The following is a 19,954-nucleotide window of genomic DNA, read 5'->3' as shown; positions in this document are numbered from 1 at the left end:
TGCAAGGAGCGCTTGTTGCGCGCGAGGCCCCCGTCGCACACTGCGGCACATGGAGCCCTTGAAGGTAGTGGCACGACTGTGGGAGCGGATCGAGGCACGCGACTGGGACGGCGTGGCCGGGCTCGTCGCCGAGGACGCCGTCATCGAATGGCCCGTCAGCGGCGAGCGCATCGTCGGCAGAAACAACTTCATCGCCGTGCTCAGTGACGAGGCGGACGGCACCGACGAGCGCTCCCTCGGCTCGGTCGAGGTCCTGCGCATCCTCGCGGACGGAGACCTCGTCGTCACCGAGGTGGAGATACCCGAGGACCACGTCCTCTACCGGGCCGTCTCACTCTGGACGATTCGGGACGGACTGGTCGTCGGCGCCCGGGAGTACTGGACCAGCCCTGGACAGGACCCTGCGCCCCGCTGGAGGGCCGTTTACGTCGAACCCCTGGTGGCAGACTGAGCCCCGTGCTCACGCAACTCGCCGCGGCGACCGGCGTCCTGGCCCTGCTGACCCTCGTGCCCGGCCCCGACATGGCCATCGTGACCCGCCGGGCCGTCTCGCGGGGGCGGGCCGACGGGCTGCGCACCGTCGGCGGCATCGCCGCCGGCCTGCTGCTCTGGGGAGCCTTGACGGTGGCCGGGCTCGCGGCGCTGCTCGCCGCCTCGGCCGAGGTGTACCTGGTGGTCAAGCTCGCCGGGGCGGCGTACCTCTGCCTCCTCGGGGTGCAGTCCCTGCGCCGTCCGGGCGCGGGAGGCGGTCCGGACGACACCGCCGGCGACCCGGGCGGGCGTACGGGGCACGGCCGCAGCGGTGGCGGCAGCGCCTGGCGCACCGGCCTGGTCGCCAACGCCCTCAACCCGAAGATCGCCGTGTTCTACACCGGCCTGCTGCCCACCCTCGCGCCGTCGGGTCTGAGCCCGGCGGCGGGGATGGCGCTGCTCGTCCTGGTCCACGTCCTGCTGACGCTGGCCTGGCTGAGCACGTACGTCTACGTCCTGTCGCGCGCCCGGCGGTTCTTCACGCGCCCGCGCGTCCGCCGGACGATGGACCGGGTGACGGGCGTCGTCCTGATCGGCTTCGGGGTGCGCGTGGCCACGTCCGCGGCGTAGCTCCGCAGGGGGAGCCCGCTAGACGGCCTGACCGAGGAGCCGGTCGAGCTCCTCGGTGACGGCGGCCCGGATCCCGTCGTGGCGGGGGGCCAGCGCGTGGCGCTCGCCGCGCCAGCACTCCTCGTCCTCGTAGAGCCAGACCGGCATCCGCACGAGGTCCGCGGGCTCCCAGTCGTAGCGGGGCCAGATGTGGGCGTGCAGGTACGGGTCGGTGTTGCCGAGGATCTCGATGTTCACGCGGCGGAAGGCCGGGTCGAGCCGCGCACAGGCGCGCTCGACGGCTTCGGCGAGCCGCTCCATGTCGGTGAGGTACGCGATCCGGCGCGCCGGGGGCAGGTCGGAGAGCCGGGTGGCGGCGGGGTCGTCGGTCAGCAGAACCGAGTAGCCGGGCAGGAACTGCCGGTCCCCGATCACCGCGAACCCGGAATCGAGGCGGCGCATGACGGTGGGGTTCCGGCCCCGGTGCGCGCTGCCGATGCGGTCGTGGCGCCAGTCGGTCTCGTCCATTCCCGGACCCTAACGGACGCCCGCCGGCCGGCAACGGGCGGCGGACGGAGGGGCGATGGGCGCTGGCAGAACGGTGGAGCACGCCTGGCGGCTGGCTCTCGGGTACTGCCGGTCATACCTGAGAGCTACCTGCGAAGCCCGCTCCGCAGCGTGACGCCGACGAGGGGGGCCGATTCCTAACTTCGGTACCAGAGCGGGCGCGTGCCCGTCCGGGACCGAAGGACAGGAAGAGGAACCCGACATGAGCCCTGGCCCTGGCAGCCGTATCCGCCGCACCCTGCTGGCCGGCCTCGTCGCCGCGGCCGTCGTGCTCCCCGTCTCCGCCGCCGCGTCCCCGCGGATACCTGCGCCGGCCCCGGCGGTCCAGTCCGAGTCCGCCACCCCCCAGAGCCGGTACGCCGCCGCCCTCGCCGGCATGGCCGAGGCGGCGCGGGCCGCCGAGGGCGCGGGCCACGGCGGGCGGGCCCTGAGACTCCGGGCGATGGCGCGGCCCGGAGCGCAGTTCCTCGCCTTCGACGGGCGCGGCCAGGGCCGTGCCGTGGAGGTGTTCGGCGATCTGGGCACCGCCGACCGGGTCGCCGTCCTGGTGCCCGGATCCGACACGAATCTGGACACCTACGAGCGCTTCCGGGAGGGGGCGCTCGCCCTCCAGCGGCGGCTCCGGGCCGGGCACCCGCACACCGCGGTGGTCGCCTGGCTCGGGTACGACACCCCGGGCACGGTCAGCACCACCGTCCTGACCGCGGACCGCGCCGACCGGGCCGCCGCCGAACTGGGTCCGTTCCTGCGGCGGTTGCGGGCATCCACCCCGGCCGGGGCGCGGATCTCCCTGCTCTGCCATTCGTACGGCTCGGTGGTCTGTGCCCGGACGCGGACGGGCCCCGGGGTGAGCGACATGGCCCTGTACGGCAGTCCGGGCACGGGAGCCGCCTCCGCGGCGGACCTGCCGACCGCCGCCCGGGTGTGGGCCGGGCGGGGCGCGGGCGACTGGATCGGCGGCGTTCCCCATGTCCGGCTCGGCGGGGTCGGGTTCGGAACCGATCCGGTGGACCCCGCCTTCGGGGCCCGGCCCTTCGCGGCGGGCGCTGCCGGGCACAGCGACTACCTCAAGCCCGGCACCGAGTCCCTCGACAGCCTGGCCCGCATCGTCCTCGGCCCGGAGGTCCCCCATGCGTAAGCCCGCCGCCCGCTGGTCGGCCCTCGCCGACCGCATCGACAGCGCGACCCCGGGGGACCGGGACCGGTCGGTGGACGCTCTGCGGGTGTTCGCGATCGTCGGGGTGGTCCTCGGGCACTGGCTCGTCACCTCGCTGACGGCCACCGACGGCGGCCTGCGCGGCACGAGCCCGCTGGTCCACATGCCCTGGCTGGCCCCGGTCTCCTGGGTGTTCCAGACCCTCGCCGTGTTCTTCCTGGTCGGCGGTCATGTCGCGGCCCGGGGGTACGCGTCGGCGCGGGAGCGAGGGGTCTCGTACGGGGCCTGGGTGCGCCGGCGCCTGGGCCGGCTGTTCCGTCCGGTGGCCGCGGTGCTGGTGCTGTGGGCCGTCGTGGCGGGTGGTCTGCTGCTGGGCGGCGCGGAATGGGACACCGTCCGGACCCTGCTCCGGCTGGTGTGGTCACCGCTGTGGTTCCTGCTGGTGTTCGCCGTGCTCACCGCCGCGACCCCGCTGGTGGCCCGGCTGAGTCCGCTGTGGCCGACGGCCGTGGTGGCGGGGGTCGATCTCTGGAGGTTCGGCTTCGACGGGCCGCAGTGGACCGGCTGGGTCAACGTCGCCGCGGGCTGGCTGGTGCCCTACACGCTGGGTGCGGCCTGGGCCCGGGGCGCGTTCACCGGGCGGCGTCCGGCGCTGCTCCTGCTGGTCGGGGGTGCGGCCGCCACCGCCGGACTGGTCCTGTGGGGCGGGTACCCGGCGTCGATGGTCGGCGTGCCCGGGGCGGCGGTGTCCAACCTGAACCCGCCGACGCTGGCGGCGGTGGCGTTCGGACTGGCCCAGTGCGGGCTGGCGCTGCTCCTGCGCGAGCCGCTGGCCCGGGCCCTGCGCCGGCCCCGGACCTGGGCGACGGTGGCGCTGGTGAACCTGTCCGCGATGACCGTCTTCCTGTGGCACCAGACGGCGATGATGTCCGTCACCGCCCTCGGGCTCCTGGTCTCCTCCGACCTGCCCGGCCTGCACACCGTGCCCGGTACGGCGGGCTGGATAGCCGCCCGGCTGCTGTGGCTGCCGGTGTTCGCGGCCGCCCTGGCCGTCTGCCGGTCCGCCTTCCACGTCTACGAGCGCCCGCGCGGCCACCGGCCCCGGCCCCGGCCCCGGCACACGGTCCGCACCGGCCCGGCGTCGCGGCCCCACGGGCGTCTCGGGGCATCCGAACGGGAGACGGCCCGTGCCTAGGCTGGCCCGCGTGACCCAGCGATCCGTTCTGCCCGCCGAACCGCACGCCCCAGCCGAGGGCAGCGCCCTGGTCCATGAGCTGTTCACCCTGCGGCCGGACCCGCTCCCCAAGATGGCCCGGCCCCGGTGGCTGACCCGGCTGCCGCACGTCGTGGTCGTGTACCTGGCCGTCTTCTTCACCTTCCTGACGAACCAGCAGCTCTTCGACCACTACCACGTCCGCGGTGGGCCGCCGCTGGTCATGTCCCTCATGACGGGACTGTCGATCGCGCTGGCGCTGACCCGGCCGATCGCCGCCTGGTGGCTGGGCCTGATCACGACGGGTGTGATCGCCTACGCGATCCACGACCACGTCGGGCACGGGCAGACCTGGCCGTTGATGCCGGGCGCCCTGCTCACCTTCGTCCCGCTCGTCCTGCTGGTCGCCCTGCGGGTGCCGGCGCGGGTGACCGGCGCGGTCGTCGGCATCACCATGGCCTGCACCGGCCTGGCCGAACTGCTCTTCAAGCCGCTGCACAGCAGCACCAGTTTCTTCGCGTCCAGCCTCGTCTTCGCCGTCACCGGCCTCCTCGGCTACGCGCTGCGCGCGGTGCGGCTGGCCCGCGGCCAGCTCGTCGTCCAGGAGACGCTGACCGAGGAGGAGCGGGCCCGGCGGACCCTGCTGGAGGAGCGCAGCCGCATCGCCCGAGAGCTGCACGACGTGGTCGCCCACCACATGTCGGTGATCTCCATCCAGGCGCAGGTGGCCCCGCACCTGGTGGAGAACCCCTCCGAGGAACTGAAGGAGAACCTCGCCGGCATCCGGGCGAACGCACTGGAGGCCCTGACCGAGCTGCGCCGGGTGCTGGGCGTGCTGCGCTCCGAGCAGCCCGACGATCCGGCCGGTCCCCATCATCCGCAGCCCACCCTCGCGGAGCTGGAGGGTCTCGTGGACAACGTGCGCGGTGCCGGGCTGGAGGTGACCACGGAGGTGGCGGGCATACGCAGGCCGCTGACTCCGGGAGTGGAGCTCACCGCCTACCGGATCGTGCAGGAGGCCCTGAGCAACTGCCTGCGCCACGCCCCCGGTTCCCGGGTGGAGGTGGGAATCGCCTACGGTCCGCGCGAGCTGCACCTGTGCGTCGCGAACTCCGCGCCGACGCGGCCCGCGCCGCCTTCACCCGGCGCCGGGCACGGGCTGCTCGGCATGCGGGAGCGGGCGGGCATGCTGGGGGGCGAACTGGCGGCCGGCCCGCGCCCTGACGGCGGGTACGAGGTGAGCGCCGTGCTCCCCATGGACCCGCCCGGCGGTTCCCCCTCCGAGACGAAGAAGGACATATGAGCACTCCCATCAGGGTGATGATCGCCGACGACCAGATGATGGTCCGGCAGGGTTTCACCGTCCTGCTGAACGCCCAGCCCGACATCGAGGTGGTCGGCCAGGCCGTCGACGGCGCCGATGCCGTGGTGAAGGCCGGCGACCTCTCCCCGGACGTGGTCCTGATGGACATCCGCATGCCGGGGATGGGCGGTATCGAGGCCACCTCCGTCATCACGGGCACGGCGGATTCGGCGGTGAAGGTCCTGGTCCTGACCACCTTCGACCTGGACGAGTACGTGTACGAGGCGCTGCGCGCGGGGGCTTCCGGTTTCCTCCTGAAGGACGCCTCGGCGGATCAGCTCGCGGAGGCGGTGCGGGTGGTCGCGGCCGGGGAGGCCCTGCTGTCGCCGAACATCACGAAGCGCCTGATCACCGAGTTCTCGCGGCTGGGCGCTCCCCGTGCGCCGTCCAGGGCGCGGATCGAGGAGCTGACGGAGCGGGAGACGGAGGTGCTGTCCCTGATCGCCCAGGGCCTGTCCAACGCGGAGATCGCGGCGCATCTGGTGGTGGCCGAGCAGACGGTGAAGACCCATGTCGGCCGGATCCTGGTGAAGCTGGGTCTGCGGGACCGGACCCAGGCCGCCGTGTTCGCCTACGAGACGGGTCTGATCCGTCCGACGGGCTACTGACGGGCCCGTGTAGTACCTGAGGGGGATGCCGGTAAATCCCCTTCAGCGGCGACGCGGTCGAGGGTGGCGGCGGCCTACGGTTTGGACATGACCGAGACGACCACCGGGGTGACCCCCCGGCCCCCCGAACTGCGGCTGGCTTCGGGCCTGATCCAGAGCCTGCGGGACGAGCTGATCACCGATGCCTTCGCCTACCGGCCGCTGCCCCTGATGCGTACGGACGGTCCGCTGGTGCGCAGGCTGCCCCGGGGGATACGGCCGAAGGCGGCGTACCTGCCGCATGCGGTGGTGGTCGTGACGGCCTTCGTCGTGACCATGCTGGCGAGCGCCGACAACGTGTACGGCGGGCCGGCCCTCCAGTTCGTGGTGCTGGGGCTGCTGGCGGCGGGGCCGGTCCTGATGACGCTGGTGCGTCCCGCGGGCGCTTTCTGGGTGGTCCTGGGCATGACCACCGCCCTGTCGATGCTCTCCGGCCGGACCATGACCTGGCCCTGGTCGCCGAGCACCTTCCTCGCGACCCTGGCCGTCATGACCTTCGTGGCCATGCGGGTCCGGCCCCGGGCCGCCGGCTGGATGTGGGTCATCACCCTGCTCTACGGGACGGTCCTGCCGGTCCTGGTCGGCGACGGGGACGGCGCCACGGTCGCGCCGATGGCCTTCTTCTCGGCGGTGGCCCTGCTGGTGGTGACCGTCCGCAACACGCGCAAGGAGGCCCGGCGGGAGGTGATGGCCCAGCAGGAGGTGACGGCCGTCGAGCGGGACCGGCGCACGCTGCTGGAGGAGCGGACGACGATCGCGCGGGAGCTGCACGACGTGGTCGCGCACCACATGTCGGTGGTGGCGATCCAGGCGGAGGCGGCCCCGTACCGGGTCAAGAATCCGCCGCCGGAGCTGGAGGCGGCCTTCGCCACCATCCGGGAGAACGCGGTGGCGGCCCTGACGGAGCTGCGCCGGGTGCTGGGCGTGGTGCGGTCCGCGGACTACGAGGCGCCGGACGCCCCGCAGCCGACGCTGGCCTCGCTGGACGGGCTGCTGGCCAATGTGCGGGAGGCGGGGCTCCAGGTGGACAAGACCGTCACGGGTGCGGTGCGCGAGCTGCCGCAGGGCGTGGAGCTGTCGGCGTACCGGATCATCCAGGAGGCGCTGAGCAACACCCTGCGGCACGCTCCGGGCGCGGCGGCCGGGGTGGAGGTCTCCTACGTGCTGGGCGGCCTGGGCATACGGGTCGTCAACGGTCCGGCGGCCGGTGACGTCCGGCCCTCCCCGGGAGCCGGGCACGGCATCACCGGTATGCGGGAGCGGGTGGCGATGCTGGAGGGGGAGATGACGGCCGGGGAAACCGCGGCGGGAGGGTACGAGGTGGCCGTGTTCATACCGGTGCGCGCCCGGCCGCAGCCGGAGGAGGAGCCGGCATGACGATCCGGGTACTGATCGTCGACGACCAGATGATGGTCCGCGAGGGCTTCTCCGTCCTCCTGAACGCGATGGAGGGCATCGAGGTCGTCGGGGAGGCGGTCGACGGCCGGCAGGCCATCGCGAAGGTCGCGGCCCTGCGGCCGGACGTGGTGCTGATGGACATCCGGATGCCGGAGATGAACGGCCTGGAGGCGACGCGGCAGATCGTGGCGGCGGACACGGACGCGAAGGTGCTGGTCCTGACGACCTTCGACCTCGACGAGTACGTGTATCAGGCGCTGCGGGCGGGGGCCTCCGGGTTCCTGTTGAAGGACGCCTCCGCCAGGCAGCTGGCGGAAGGGGTGCGGGTCGTGGCGGCCGGGGAGGCGCTGCTGGCCCCGTCGGTGACGAAGCGGCTGATCGTGGAGTTCTCGAAGCTCGCGGAGGTGCAGAGGGCGGCGGATCCGTCGGCGGTGACGGAGTTGACGGAGCGGGAGACGGAGGTGCTGGTGCTGATCGCCCAGGGCCTGTCCAACGTGGAGATAGCGGACCGGCTGCTGGTGGCGGAGTCCACGATCAAGACGCACGTGAGTCGGATCCTGGTGAAGCTCGGCCTGCGCGACCGGACGCAGGCGGCGGTGTACGCCTACGAGACCCGGCTGGTGACCCCCGGTTAGGAGCGGAGCGGCCTAGGCTGCTGCGATGCGCTTTGATCCTTGGGATGCTGCCTTCGTCGCCGATCCGTACCCCGCCTACCGGGAGTTGCGTGAGCAGGGGCGGGCCGTGTGGTGCGAGGCGACGGGTCAGTGGCTGGTGCCGCACTACGCCGATGTGAGTGCGCTCCTGCGGGACCGGCGGCTGGGGCGGACCTACCTGCACCGGTTCAGCCACGAGGAGTTCGGGCGTGAGGCTCCTCCGCCGGAGCACGAGCCCTTCCACGTGCTCAACGGGAACGGGCTGCTGGACCTGGAGGATCCCGCGCACGGCCGCGTACGGCGCCTGGTGTCCAAGGCGTTCACACCGCGCATGGTGGAGCGGCTCGCGCCGTCGGTCGGGCGGCTGGCCCGGGAGCTGGCGGACGGGCTGCGGTCCGCCGGCGGCGGGGACCTGCTCACCGCCGTCGCCGAGCCGCTGCCGGTGGCGGTGATCGCGGAGCTGCTGGGGGTCCCGGAGGCGGACCGGGGGCTGCTGAGGCCGTGGTCGGCCGACATCTGCGGGATGTTCGAGCTGCGGCCGGACGCGCGAACCGCGCGGCGGGCGGTGACGGCGAGCGTCGAGTTCAGCGCGTACCTGCGGGAGCTGATCGCCGAACGCCGCAAGGACCCCGGCACCGATTTGATCTCCGCCCTGATCGCCGCCCACGATGACGAGGGCCGGCTCAGCGAGCAGGAGATGATCTCCACCTGCGTCCTGCTGCTGAACGCCGGCCACGAGGCGACCGTGAACACCACGGTGAACGGCTGGTGGGCCCTGTTCCGCCATCCCGGCCGGCTCGCCGCCCTGCGCGCACGGCCCGGCGAGCCGGATCCGGAAAAGTTGTCCACAGCTGTGGATGAACTGATGCGCTACGACACACCCCTCCAGATGTTCGAGCGCTGGGTGCTCGACGACATCCGCGTCGGGGACACCGTCATCCCGCGTGGCGCCGAGGTCGCGCTGCTCTTCGGGTCCGCGAACCGGGACCCCGCGCGGTTCGAGGACCCGGACGTCCTGGACCTCGAACGGGCCGACAACCCCCACCTGACCTTCGGTGCCGGAATCCACTACTGCCTGGGCGCGCCCCTGGCCCGGCTGGAGCTGGCTGCCTCCTTCGGGGCGCTGCTCGACCCCGCCGGGCCGCCGATGCGGCTCGTGCGGGAGCCGCAGTGGCGGGAGGGCTATGTGATCCGGGGTCTGCGGGAGCTGCTGGTGGAGTTCTAGCCCGGCCCGGCGGCCTAGGTGCCGATGGCCTGGTCAGCCATCTGACACCAACCGCGGCAGCCAGCGAGACCGCAGCCGCGGGAGCAGTTTCTTGACCTGTCCTGTCAACTGGCGAAGGCGTCCCGGCTCGGGCTCCTGGAACGTTGCTTCGTCTGGCCGCGCGTGATCTCCCCTCGACCGCCGCTTTACTACGCCGCGTTCAGTAGCCAGAAACGGATAGCGTGCAGATTGCCGGGGTTTTGGCACGCCTGCACGGTGTCCGAATTGCCGGGGTTTAATGTGCGCGATTATGTCCGGACCGAATTGCCGGGGTTTTTCGGCGATATGAGCCGCCCTTTCTGCCTGGCGCACTTACCGGGAGTGAGGGCAGAACGTCCTCATCGGGTGCCGAATCGGACGGTGCACCAGCTTGCCCGTGTCAAGTTTTCGGATCACGGCTCGCGAAGCGATGTCACCGCCGACGGCAACGCGCTTGGCCCAGGCCGTCTCCGCCGTCTCCCCCGACCCCAGCGTGCCCCGCCACCCCGGACGCGCGCCGGCCGCGGATCCCAACGGGTGCTCTGGGAGCCGCGCCAGCGCCATCGTCCCGGAAGGCGGAGGCCGGCGGACGGGACCGTCGGACGGCGTCCACGTGGAGAGACAGGACGTGCTTGAAGCGACGGTGGCGTCTCAGTTCGAGGGTGTCCACGGGCCAGAGTCGGCCGGTCCCGGAGGACGTCAGTGCGGTGCCACTTGCGCCTACCACGGCAGAAATCAGCACGATCCACAGGAGGATGCCTCCCACAGCTGGTCCTTTCGAAGGCCGAGGTCAAGGGGTTGCGAGGGTCGGGACCCTGGCGACCCTCGGCATAACGCAGAGGCATATGCAGAGTTGCGCTCTCCCCTTCGATTGCAGCCATGCGCAGCAATGTGCCCACTTCGGCATCTCGATCTATTTACCGATCATCAGTCGGTGGCTGAGCAGAGCGAAGCGAAGTCAGCGGAGCCGACGAGGACCTCGGCTCTGGGGGCGCGCAGGGGATGACAGCTGACGGCAAGAGGTGGCGGTACGTGCCGAGAGCCGGCGCCTCGGGCGCACGGCGCGCAGCAGGGTCGTCGCATCAGGGCATGCGCGTGACCGCCCGTTCGTGCGTGGCGGGGTCAGGTGTCCGACGCGCTGATTGCCTCGGCCGCAGCCCCTCGTCTTGGGCGTCGCGGCCGGTGGGAGAAAGGGCGTGGGCTATTGCCCTTCCGGTCGGTTCGGCAACCGATAAGACGGCGTCACGCTCTGCCGTAGACCACCATCACCCGGATGGCACACACCCAGACCCACACCGAGAGCGTTTATGGAATATGACAACAGCAAAGCTCCCCGTCTTCCCCCGCGGGACCGCGGAGGAAGACGGACAGAGAGGCAGCATTCACTCCGGGGCCACCCGGGTCGGGAAGTGGATGTTCACTCCGCCCACGACCGGCTGGGGTGAGACCGGGAACGCAACGCTGGGGCATGAAGATCTGGAAGTCGATCTTCTGTACTCCTCTACGATTTTCGAGGACTTCCTCCGTGCGATGAGCGTGATCCAGATTGAGTTCGCTGACCGGTTGGGGAACACGGCAGCGTCCGCCACGGCTGTCGGCGAGTGCTCGGGTGGCAGCTCCCGTGTATGAGCCGTACGGATACCCGGACGTCCACGGTATCCACCCCCAGCCGGACACCACCGCATTCCGGGGCCGACCAGAGCCCGTGCAGCGCCCCTCCTCCGGGCAACCGCTCGGCGGGCCCGGCGGAGCGCATCCGTCATGGGATCCGGTGGAGGATCTCGCCGTCCTCCTCCAGGAAAGCGCTGCGTCTGGGCAGCCAGATCCCTTCGCCCGAGTCGGCGCCGACGGCCTCGGTGACACGGCGGCCACCAGCGGGTGGGTCGCAGGACTGAACCACATCCCTGCGGGATGTCCGCCCAGTCCGCCCTCCGACGGGCACCGCCGGAGCAAGTCGAGGTCCCAGGTAGTGACCCTGTTGCAGACGGGCAGTCTGTTCACTGCGGTGCTGGTCGGCGCCATCGCCGCCGTGGTGAGCATCCTCAGTGGGGTGGCCATCTGCGACGCCCTGCGCCACAGCGCCGCACCCCACACGGCCCATGAAGTAGTCAGCTGGTGGCCCCTGCTGATCTACGGCCCCTGGATGGTCGCATCCCTGTCCATCCTCAGATCGGCCCTGCACCAGCGCCGCGCACTTCACTCCTGGTCCATCGTCCTGTTGTTCTCCTGCCTGGCCACCCTGCTGTGCGTAGCCCAGGCACCCAAAACGATCACCGCCGGGGCGGCTTCCGCTCTTCCAGCCGTCGCGGCACTGGCCTGCTTCCAACAGCTGGTTCGCCAAATCACCCTCACGCGACCGCCTCGCCAAGCAGCTCCGCGACACCGGAACCCGACGTCCTCTCCGCTCGGGCAGCCGGCCGCAGCCAGACGCAGCGCGGGCAGTGTCCCTGTCGGCTACCCCGCGCGAGACAGCAACAGAGAAATCCGCTCTCCGTCCCATGGCCACAGATACGGGTAAGACCCATAAGGGACGTACGCGTGAGGCAGTGCCGATCGATGTCACGGTCGCTGGCTCGGACAGTGGGCTCCGGTCACTGGGAAAGTCGGTGGAACGCGGTTGCATGGCAACGGCGAGCGATGTCACCCCGGCAAGGCGGTGGTCTTCTCCGGCTACCTGGTCGGCAAGGTCCGGTGAGTTGTCGCAGGAGGACTGGACGTACCTGCGTACCGCGGGTGCAGTCTGGCCGGTAGGCAGTGGTGCCATGGGCGAGAGCTCCGGTCGTGGGAGCGCGAATGCCGGCTGAGGGGCGCGGCGGAGACGGCACTGTCGGTCGGCGGCGGAACGGACCTCCCGTGGGCTGGTACCGCGAAGAGCAGAGGCGGTAGCAGCAGCTAACTCCCTGGTCAATCCGGTCCTTCCCACACGTCAAAGGGGTGTTCGCCTGCACCTTTGAAACGAAGATCGATACCGATGGTCACGGGCCGTGCGCAGACTCAGCCTGACGGTCTACCGGCCCTGTCCTGCGCCGGCCATGCCCGGGCGCCCCCCGCGGTCGGCCGGACCGCACCGCGTCCATCACCACACGCCCTGTTCCTGATCACTGGGGCATGTCCGAGCAACGCGCCGTGCACCGTGGTCATGCCTGCCCTGCAACCGGGGGCCGTGGGCTCTGGCTTCCGCGGCTGAGGTGATCAGCGTCGCAGCCGCCACGGGCCTCGTGTGCAAAGGGCTTGCGAACCCAGCACATGGGCATGGCTCGCCGAACCGAATGCACAACGCGCTCCGGCGCCTCACATCCGCGTCCACCACGAAAGGTCAGCAACATGGTGTCTGAGATGACCCACGCCGAACGAATGCGGTACAAGCGGCGCCAGGACGCCGCCTACCAAGCCGGCGAAGATGCTGTCGCCAACCTGCAGGCGGCGCTCGCGCTCGCAGGCCTGACCCTTCCCTCCCTGAGTAACGACGGGCCGGTGGCCGGCCACGGTTTCGTCCGGCTCGGAGGATGCAACGCGGCCTTCGCCAACCGGCTCGCCGCAGTCATCGCCGCAGGTGCCCGTACCCTTCAGCGTCAACGGTGAAATGCCCGGCAGGTGGAGCAGGTGGAACAGCCGCAGAAAGCGTCTTAGCACCCCTTGGGCCGATTCGGGGGGTTTCAAAAAGAAGAGGCCATGCCTCTCCCTGCCCTCGCCCTCACCGAGGGATCGGCCGACGCCCTGCCCGTCGGCGAGAACACGCTGCTACGGCGCGCCGCTCGCCGCAGGCGCCCGGCGGCTGCAGTCACACGGGGGCACGCTGCTTCACGCCCCGGCGCACGCCCTCCCCGCCGGTGGCGAGCGGGCGGACAGTGTCGACTTCCGGATCCGAGCAGAGCGGAGAGGAGAAAGCGTGTCGCCCTGCGGTGTCGTGAAGTGGTTCGACCTTCACCGGGGAGTCGGCCTCATCAGCCAGGGGGCCGGACCTGACGTTCAAGCGGAAGCATCGGCCATTCACGGGAGGGAGCGCTGTCTGCTTCCTGGCGAGGAGGTCATATTCGACATCACTCTGGATGGTGCGGGGCTACGGGCCGACAACATTCACCGTGCGGTCAGCAGCGAAGCCCGGCATCCGGGCCGGCCGAGGACGGTGACCCTGCACAAGGGCGTCTTCTCTCCCTTGTCGGCGGTGCCACCCCTGCCAGAGGTTCTCCAGCGCTAGGCGGCGCCCCGCGGGAGGGTGAGGGCCCAGGCCGCGGGGTGGCGGGTCCAGGTACGGCGGCGGACCGGGCCGGCCAGAGCGTGGTCGGCGCGATAGCGGAAATCCTCCCCGTCACCTCCGGGGTCACCGGAGGCACCGGGAACCCCGGCGGAGCCGGAAGCCCCGGGCTCACCGGAGACCCCCGACGCCCCTGGTGCCCCGGGCACGCCCACCGCTCCGGCAGCCCCGGAACCTCCGCCGCTCCCGCCGCCCCCCTGGCCTCCGGGCCTCCCGGAACCCCCGGACACCTCCGACAACCGGGATACTGCGGACACACCGGACACCGTCACCGCCTCCGCCCACTGCGTCAGCGGCGGCGCTCCCGACAGCCGGACCAGCACCTCCGCCGGCCCCGCCCCGCCCCCCGCCGTCCGTACGGCGACGTCCTCCACCGGGCGGTCCCCGTCCGCGAGCACCACCCCGTCCACCTCCACCCGCAGCCGGTGCGCCGGCCACACCGGCGCCGCCGGACCCGGCAGCAGCGTCCGCAGCAGTGACCGGTAGCCCCCGCCGCGCCGTACGGCCGACACCGGCGGGCTGATCCGCAGCCCGCCCAGCACCACCCCGCCGCTGTCGTCCACCAGCAGGTCCCTCGGGTGGGCGATCCCGTCCAGGGCCGCCCGGGCCGCCAGTACCGCCGACAGCGGCACCCCGAGCGAGCGGGCCAGCGCCAGCGACCCCGGCGGCCCCACCGGAACCAGAGAGACCGCCCCGTCGCCCAGACCCCGCTCCCGGTACAGCAGCCCGACGGCCCGCACCAGCGCCCGGTCGTCGCCGACGATCACCGGCCGGCGATGGCCCCGGCGGGCGAGAGCCCGCGCAAATTCCTCCGGCGAATCCGGCAGGCAGATTTTCGCCGCCGCTCCCGCTGACAGCACATCTTTCGCGATGCGCACGGACTCGCCGTCAAGACGGCGGGCGACCGGGTCGACGAGCACGAGCAGGCCGCCTACCGGCGCGCCCGCATGGCTCATGGCGGGCTCTGGAGCCGACACCTCGGTCCTTCCTCGGGTAGCATCTTTGTGCAAGAGGCCCTTGCGCTATTGCGCCAGGGCCTTCGTCTATTCCGGGGCACCGGTCCGACGGCTCAGCCTGCGGTGTACATCGTCGTACGCCCCCTGACCTTGGACATGCCCCATCCGGAAGAGGTGTACGCCTGTGCCCGCTCTTGTGCTGCTCGGAGCTCAGTGGGGTGACGAGGGCAAGGGAAAGGCCACCGACCTGCTCGGTGGATCCGTTGACTATGTAGTGCGCTACCAGGGTGGCAACAACGCCGGCCACACGGTGGTCGTAGGCGACCAGAAGTACGCGCTGCACCTTCTCCCTTCCGGCATCCTCTCCCCCGGATGCACCCCGGTCATCGGCAACGGTGTCGTCGTCGACCCGGCCGTCCTGCTCTCCGAGCTGCGCGGCCTGAACGAGCGCGGCATCGACACCTCCAAGCTGCTCATCAGCGGCAACGCGCACCTCATCACGCCGTACAACGTCACCCTCGACAAGGTCGGCGAGCGCTTCCTCGGCAAGCGCAAGATCGGTACGACGGGGCGCGGCATCGGCCCGACCTACGCCGACAAGATCAACCGCATCGGCATCCGGGTCCAGGACCTCTACGACGAGTCGATCCTCACCCAGAAGGTCGAGGCGGCCCTCGAAGGCAAGAACCAGCTCCTCGCCAAGCTCTACAACCGCCGCGCCATCGAGGCCGCCACGATCGTGGAGGAGATGCTCCAGTACGCGGACCAGATCAAGGGCTACGTCGCCGACACCACCCTGATCCTCAACAACGCGCTGGACGACGACAAGGTCGTGCTCTTCGAGGGCGGCCAGGGCACCCTGCTCGACGTCGACCACGGCACGTACCCCTTCGTCACCTCCTCGAACCCGACCGCCGGCGGCGCCTGCACCGGCACCGGCGTGGGCCCGACGAAGATCAGCCGCGTCATCGGCATCCTCAAGGCCTACACGACCCGCGTCGGCGCGGGCCCGTTCCCGACCGAGCTGTTCGACGAGGACGGCGAGGCGCTGCGCCGCATCGGCGGCGAGCGCGGCGTGACCACCGGCCGTGACCGCCGCTGCGGCTGGTTCGACGCCCCGATCGCCCGCTACGCGACCCGCGTGAACGGCCTCACCGACTTCTTCCTCACCAAGCTGGACGTGCTGACCGGCTGGGAGGAGATCCCGGTCTGCGTCGCGTACGAGATCGACGGCAAGCGCGTCGAGGAGCTCCCGTACTCGCAGACGGACTTCCACCACGCGAAGCCGATCTACGAAACCCTCCCCGGCTGGTCCGAGGACATCACCAAGGCCAAGACCTTCTCCGACCTGCCGAAGAACGCGCAGAACTACGTGAAGGCCCTGGAGGAGATGTCGGGCGCCCCGATCTCCGCGATCGGCGTCGGCCCCGGCCGCACCGAGACGATCGAGATCAACTCGTTCCTCTAGGCACGGGACGCTCGCAGAGCACACCAGGCACGACGCCCGAAGGGGCGGGGAGCGCACCGCGCACCCCGCCCCTTCGGCGTACCGGCCGGGCGGACACGATTCGGCAGACCCGCGAGAACACGTACCGCGTCCAGTGGATCACGTTCGGTACAGTCGGGGCATCGTCACCCAGGCTGGGGTTCTCAGATGCACGATCTCCGCGCGCCGGCGCTCCCGGCGACCCGAGGCGAACCGCTCGACGCAGCCGCCTACGCCGAAGACCTCAGGGCCCGCCGCGCGGTGATCCGCAACGGCGAGTCCTGGCGGCTGGAGCGGCTCCAGCACTTCGAGGAGACGGACAACCCGGCCCGGGAGGCGCTGCGCCAGGGCGACTGGCGGGAGGTCCTCCGGCTGATCGAGGCGGAGCGCCCCACCGCACGCAAGGCCGCCGACGACGACAGCCGCAACGGCTCGCCCTTCCGCCGGCTGAGGGTGGTGGAGGAACCGCTGTCGCCGTACGTGCAGTGGCAGCTGCACTGGCTCCACATGCGCGCCGAGGCCGGACACCACGCGCGGGTGCTGCCCGCCGAGGAGTTCTCCTTCACCGAGGCGGCGGACGGGGGCCCGCTGCCGGAGATCGTCATCCTCGGCGGACACGTCCTGTACGAGGTCCTCCACAGCCCGGCCGGCGTCCACACCGGCACCCGCCGGTACGAGGACCCGGCGATCGTCAGACCGTGGGAGGTGTACGTGAAGCGGGCCTACTCGGGGGCCGAGGACCTGAGGACCTACTTCACGCGTGCGGTGGCGCACCTGCCCCCGCCGCCGGCGGCGTGACGCGCGCAACGGCGCGTCGCGGGAAGAACCGCGCGAGAAAACTTTCCCGGACCTGTCACATCCGCCTGCTCCCGTCCGTCAGTGCTGTGAACACACCGACCGAAGGAGAGCAGCAGCCATGACGACCCCCTCCACCCCCACCGCAGCCGCGTCGATTTCCCGGATGGGCGACCCGGCCGCGCTCGTGCCCGAGCTGAAGGACATCAGCGCCGCGCTCTTCCGCGCCACCGGCAACCAGTCGGTGCCGCGCACCACGATGAGCCTGGTCCACCTGCGCGCCGGCCAGATCGTCCACAACACCTACCTGACCATCCTGAACACCGGCTTCCTCCGCAAGGCCGGGGAGTCCGAGGAGCGCATCACCGCCGTCTCCTCCTGGCAGGACGCCCCCTACTTCACCGAGGCCGAGCGCGCCGCCCTCGCCCTGGTGGAGGCCACCCTCCAGCCCGCCCCGCGCGGCCAGGAGCGGGTCCCCGACGAGCTGTACGCCGAGGTCGCGAAGCACTACGACGAGAAGGCGCTGGCCACCCTCACCATCGCGATCGGCCAGATCAACTTCTTCATCGCCCTCGCGCTCATCGGCAAGCCCCAGCCGGTCGCCTCGCTCGCCGGCCGGCAGTGGGATTGAGTCCCGGCCGCGGCCTGCTCAGGACACCAGCGTCTGGTCCTCCAGTTCGGTCAGCCGCACGGTGCACAGTCCGCCGCGCTCGGTCGTCACGTCCGTCACCTTCAGCTGCGTCCCCGGGGAGAGGATGAACTCCTCCTCCTCGGTGAACGCGGAGAACTCGCGGATGCCCACCGCCCGGGCCGGGACCACCTCGAACAGCGTCCGCTTGCCGCGGTTGCCGAGGAATCCCCGGGCGACGCCCAGCTTGGGCGTGCACGAGGACACGCCCCACCAGGTGACGGTGCGGCCCAGCGGGTACTGGGCCCGCAGGTCCAGCGCCACACCGCGGTACAGCGGCTCGGTACGGACGGGGAGCCCCGAGACCGCTGAGAACAGCAGCCGCAGGTAGGGCAGGTACGGGACCAGCCGGGACCGGTCCGGGGAGCGCAGGACCGCGTTGATCTCCCGGTAGAACGCGGACTCGCAGGTGTAGAGGTACAGGGCGGAGACCGCGTCGGCGGACAGCCCGCCGGCCGCCGTGTCAGCCCGCCTCTTGCCGAACTCGTACGACCGGTCGACGTGCCCGCCCAGACCGGAGAGCAGCTGGGCGACGGGGGCGACCGCGTCCCGGAACTCCATGAGCGGCGTGTCGAACACCCCGGTGATCGCAGGGAGTACGAGGCCCTCGTCCTTCACGCTGGAGAGGCGCTCCAGGTACAGCTGGTGCAGCTCCATCGTGGACGTGATGAACGCGCCCATGCGCGCGGCGACGTCCTCGCCGTCCGCTCCGCCGTCCTGCGCGGCGCGCTCGTTCCACCCCTTGGTCGGCAGCCAGTCGACGGGGGCCGCGCCCAGTGACGCGAGGGCGTCGTTGACCATCGCGAAATGGCCGCCGTCGCAGAAGATGTCGCCCTGCGCGGCGGGATTGGCGTGGTCGATGTGCCGGACGTCGACCTCCGGGTACTTCTTCTGGAGATCGAGGACGATCTTCTTCAGGCTGCGCGCGTGCGCGCCCCACCAGGCGAAGACGACCCCGCGGTCCTCCTCGTCGGCGTCCCGCTTGGCCTTGAGGATCTCCTCCACGATCCGCTCGGCGACCGGACGCCAGAACGCGGTGTGCGGATCGGCTCCGCCGCGCGCCCCGGCGCTGTCGGCGGTGAGCGCCGCGTTCAGCAGGAGGACCCCTTGCGTGAGCATCGCCTGGAACCATTCGGGCGGCTGCACGGTGTCCCGTTCCTTCAGCAGCGCGCGTATGTCGGCGATCGGGGTCTTCTTCGGAATTCCGTACTTCCACATCGCCGCGGCCTTGATGATGCACCGGATGCTGACGACCCTGCCGAACTGGCTGTCCTTCCAGTCGTGGAAGGTGTTGTCGAACATGGCTATTCCGGTGGCGCTTTCCGGCCTCGGATAGGGATTCTGTCCGAAGACGACGACCTTCCACTTGTGCGGCGGATTGGGCTTGAGCGCCTGGAAGGTCAGTTCGCGGACCGGGACGACATCGGAGCTGCGGCCCGGTCCGATGAATGCGGCGGCGTCCGGCTGCGCCTCGATGACCGGCTTGAGCAGCGGGAACCACGGTTCACCGCCGCCTTTGAACAATTCGGCGAGGGCCAGCGGGTCATTCGCATCGGGCTGCGCCGAACCGGCGGGGGCATTGTTTTCGCTCATGGTGGAGAACTCCGCAACATCGGACCGGACTTCACATCTGGTCGCAGGCTAACAACGGCCACTGACAACGGTGACCGACCCTCACCCGGCCCTGTGGACAAGCCCGTTGTCAGTGGCCCCCGCTAGCGTGGTGAGCAGTTCGGAAGCGCCTTTACCGATGGGAGTGCATGATGACCGAGGACCGCGCGCAGCCCGCGCTCAGGGTCGTACTGACCGACGTCAACACCGATGTGGTGGAGTCGTGGCGCGCCGCCTTCGCCGACACCCCCGGCATCGAGATCCGCCAGGGCTCGATCCTCGACGAGGACGTCGACGCGTGGGTCAGCCCGACCAACTCCCGCGGCCGGATGGACGGAGGGGTCGACGCGGCCGTCAAGCGGTTCCTCGGAGCCGGCATCCAGCTGCGCGTGCAGCGGGCGATACGCGACCGGTTCGCGGGCAGCCTTCCGGTGGGCAGCGCGGTGTGCGTGCCGTCCGGCTCCCTCACCCCGAGGTACCTGATCTCGACGCCGACGATGGAGACGTCCTCGCAGAACGTGAGCCAGACGCTGAACGTGGCCCTGGCGTGCGCGGCCGCCTTCCAGGCGGTCCACCAGCAGAACGAGAAGAAGCCCGGCAGCATCCGCTCGGTGGCCCTGGTCGGCATGGGCGCCCGGACCGGCCGGGTGCCGGCGCGGGTGTGCGCCAACCTGATGTGGACGGGCTACACCCTCTTCAACGACCACCGCTTCGAGGACTACGACACCCTGCGCAGCACGATCGTGGCGCAGCTCGACGACTTGGAGAACGCCCCCGCCACCCAGCGGATACGCATCGCCCCGCCCCGGCGCGCGACGCCCCGCCGCTGACCGGACGCGCCCC

Annotated in this window: 18 protein-coding genes and 1 pseudogene; 16 read left to right on the top strand and 3 right to left on the bottom strand. The window is 71.1% G+C overall.

Translation table 11 applies throughout. From position 1 onward, the window contains the following. The first annotated feature begins 49 nt into the window (after nt 1-49). Both AB0D45_RS06445 and AB0D45_RS06440 read left to right on the top strand, forming a co-directional pair. Nucleotides 50-451 (top strand): nuclear transport factor 2 family protein, encoded by a 402-nt coding sequence (locus AB0D45_RS06445; protein WP_362455552.1) that lies wholly within the window; start codon nt 50-52, stop codon nt 449-451. 5 nt (nt 452-456) lie between these two features. Beyond that, on the top strand, nt 457-1,101 hold the full coding sequence (locus tag AB0D45_RS06440) for a LysE family translocator (RefSeq protein WP_361598729.1): 645 nt from the start codon (nt 457-459) through the stop codon (nt 1,099-1,101). Between the two features lie 18 nt (nt 1,102-1,119). On the opposite strand, the gene AB0D45_RS06435 is transcribed toward AB0D45_RS06440, so the two are convergent. Next, nucleotides 1,120-1,608, bottom strand: coding sequence for a diadenosine tetraphosphate hydrolase (locus AB0D45_RS06435; RefSeq protein ID WP_362455551.1), 489 nt, complete (start codon nt 1,606-1,608; stop codon nt 1,120-1,122). Between the two features lie 241 nt (nt 1,609-1,849). Between AB0D45_RS06435 and AB0D45_RS06430 the strand changes: the two genes are divergently transcribed. The 10 genes from AB0D45_RS06430 to AB0D45_RS06385 all read left to right on the top strand — a co-directional run bounded on the left by AB0D45_RS06430 (nt 1,850) and on the right by AB0D45_RS06385 (nt 13,518). Further along, on the top strand, nt 1,850-2,785 hold the full coding sequence (locus tag AB0D45_RS06430; RefSeq protein WP_362455549.1) for an alpha/beta hydrolase: 936 nt from the start codon (nt 1,850-1,852) through the stop codon (nt 2,783-2,785). Beyond that, nucleotides 2,778-3,998 (top strand): acyltransferase, encoded by a 1,221-nt coding sequence (locus AB0D45_RS06425; RefSeq protein ID WP_362455547.1) that lies wholly within the window; start codon nt 2,778-2,780, stop codon nt 3,996-3,998. Before AB0D45_RS06430 ends, AB0D45_RS06425 begins: the two co-directional genes overlap by 8 nt. 10 nt (nt 3,999-4,008) lie before the next feature. Next, entirely contained in the window at nt 4,009-5,319 is a 1,311-nt protein-coding gene (locus AB0D45_RS06420; RefSeq protein ID WP_362455545.1) for a sensor histidine kinase, read from the top strand. Then, entirely contained in the window at nt 5,316-5,987 is a 672-nt protein-coding gene (locus AB0D45_RS06415) for a response regulator transcription factor (protein ID WP_361598715.1), read from the top strand. Before AB0D45_RS06420 ends, AB0D45_RS06415 begins: the two co-directional genes overlap by 4 nt. Before the next feature lie 87 nt (nt 5,988-6,074). Further along, a complete protein-coding gene (locus AB0D45_RS06410) occupies nt 6,075-7,403 on the top strand; it encodes a histidine kinase (protein WP_362455543.1) in 1,329 nt (442 codons plus the stop codon). Next, nucleotides 7,400-8,059 (top strand): response regulator transcription factor, encoded by a 660-nt coding sequence (locus AB0D45_RS06405; protein WP_361598709.1) that lies wholly within the window; start codon nt 7,400-7,402, stop codon nt 8,057-8,059. The genes AB0D45_RS06410 and AB0D45_RS06405 overlap by 4 nt, the downstream gene beginning before the upstream one ends. A gap of 25 nt (nt 8,060-8,084) precedes the next feature. After that, a complete protein-coding gene (locus AB0D45_RS06400) occupies nt 8,085-9,302 on the top strand; it encodes a cytochrome P450 (RefSeq protein WP_362455541.1) in 1,218 nt (405 codons plus the stop codon). A 1,332-nt stretch (nt 9,303-10,634) separates the two neighbouring features. Continuing rightward, nucleotides 10,635-10,949, top strand: a complete 315-nt coding sequence (locus AB0D45_RS06395; RefSeq protein WP_361598703.1) for a hypothetical protein — start codon at nt 10,635-10,637, stop codon at nt 10,947-10,949. Nucleotides 10,950-12,656: 1,707 nt separating this feature from the next. Next, on the top strand, nt 12,657-12,902 hold the full coding sequence (locus AB0D45_RS06390; RefSeq protein ID WP_361598700.1) for a hypothetical protein: 246 nt from the start codon (nt 12,657-12,659) through the stop codon (nt 12,900-12,902). A 1-nt stretch (nt 12,903) separates the two neighbouring features. Further along, nucleotides 12,904-13,518, top strand: a complete 615-nt coding sequence (locus tag AB0D45_RS06385) for a cold shock domain-containing protein (RefSeq protein ID WP_362455609.1) — start codon at nt 12,904-12,906, stop codon at nt 13,516-13,518. Between the two features lie 314 nt (nt 13,519-13,832). Here AB0D45_RS06385 and AB0D45_RS06380 read toward each other — a convergent pair. Next, nucleotides 13,833-14,531 (bottom strand): annotated as a pseudogene (locus tag AB0D45_RS06380) (diacylglycerol kinase); the annotation flags it as partial. Between the two features lie 184 nt (nt 14,532-14,715). Between AB0D45_RS06380 and AB0D45_RS06375 the strand changes: the two are divergent. The 3 genes from AB0D45_RS06375 (at nt 14,716) to AB0D45_RS06365 (ending at nt 17,443) form a co-directional block, all read left to right on the top strand. Beyond that, nucleotides 14,716-15,999 carry an adenylosuccinate synthase gene (locus AB0D45_RS06375; protein WP_362455538.1) on the top strand — a complete coding sequence of 428 codons (1,284 nt, stop codon included), beginning with the start codon at nt 14,716-14,718 and terminating at the stop codon, nt 15,997-15,999. Nucleotides 16,000-16,185: 186 nt separating this feature from the next. After that, nucleotides 16,186-16,815 carry a DUF6879 family protein gene (locus AB0D45_RS06370; RefSeq protein ID WP_361598691.1) on the top strand — a complete coding sequence of 210 codons (630 nt, stop codon included), beginning with the start codon at nt 16,186-16,188 and terminating at the stop codon, nt 16,813-16,815. A gap of 118 nt (nt 16,816-16,933) precedes the next feature. Continuing rightward, nucleotides 16,934-17,443 (top strand): carboxymuconolactone decarboxylase family protein, encoded by a 510-nt coding sequence (locus AB0D45_RS06365; protein ID WP_362455536.1) that lies wholly within the window; start codon nt 16,934-16,936, stop codon nt 17,441-17,443. 18 nt (nt 17,444-17,461) lie between these two features. Here the strand turns inward: AB0D45_RS06365 and AB0D45_RS06360 are convergent, their stop codons facing one another. Next, nucleotides 17,462-19,093 (bottom strand): ADP-ribosyltransferase domain-containing protein, encoded by a 1,632-nt coding sequence (locus AB0D45_RS06360; RefSeq protein WP_362455534.1) that lies wholly within the window; start codon nt 19,091-19,093, stop codon nt 17,462-17,464. 170 nt (nt 19,094-19,263) lie between these two features. On the opposite strand from AB0D45_RS06360, the gene AB0D45_RS06355 reads away from it, so the two are divergent. After that, nucleotides 19,264-19,941: a macro domain-containing protein gene (locus AB0D45_RS06355; RefSeq protein WP_362455532.1), complete on the top strand. Its 678-nt coding sequence runs from the start codon at nt 19,264-19,266 to the stop codon at nt 19,939-19,941. Nucleotides 19,942-19,954: the final 13 nt, after the last annotated feature.

This window comes from Streptomyces sp. NPDC048352, assembly GCF_040651895.1.
GTDB lineage: Bacteria > Actinomycetota > Actinomycetes > Streptomycetales > Streptomycetaceae > Streptomyces.
Note: the sequence above shows the minus strand (reverse complement) of the source record. Positions and strands in the feature narration are given on the sequence as shown.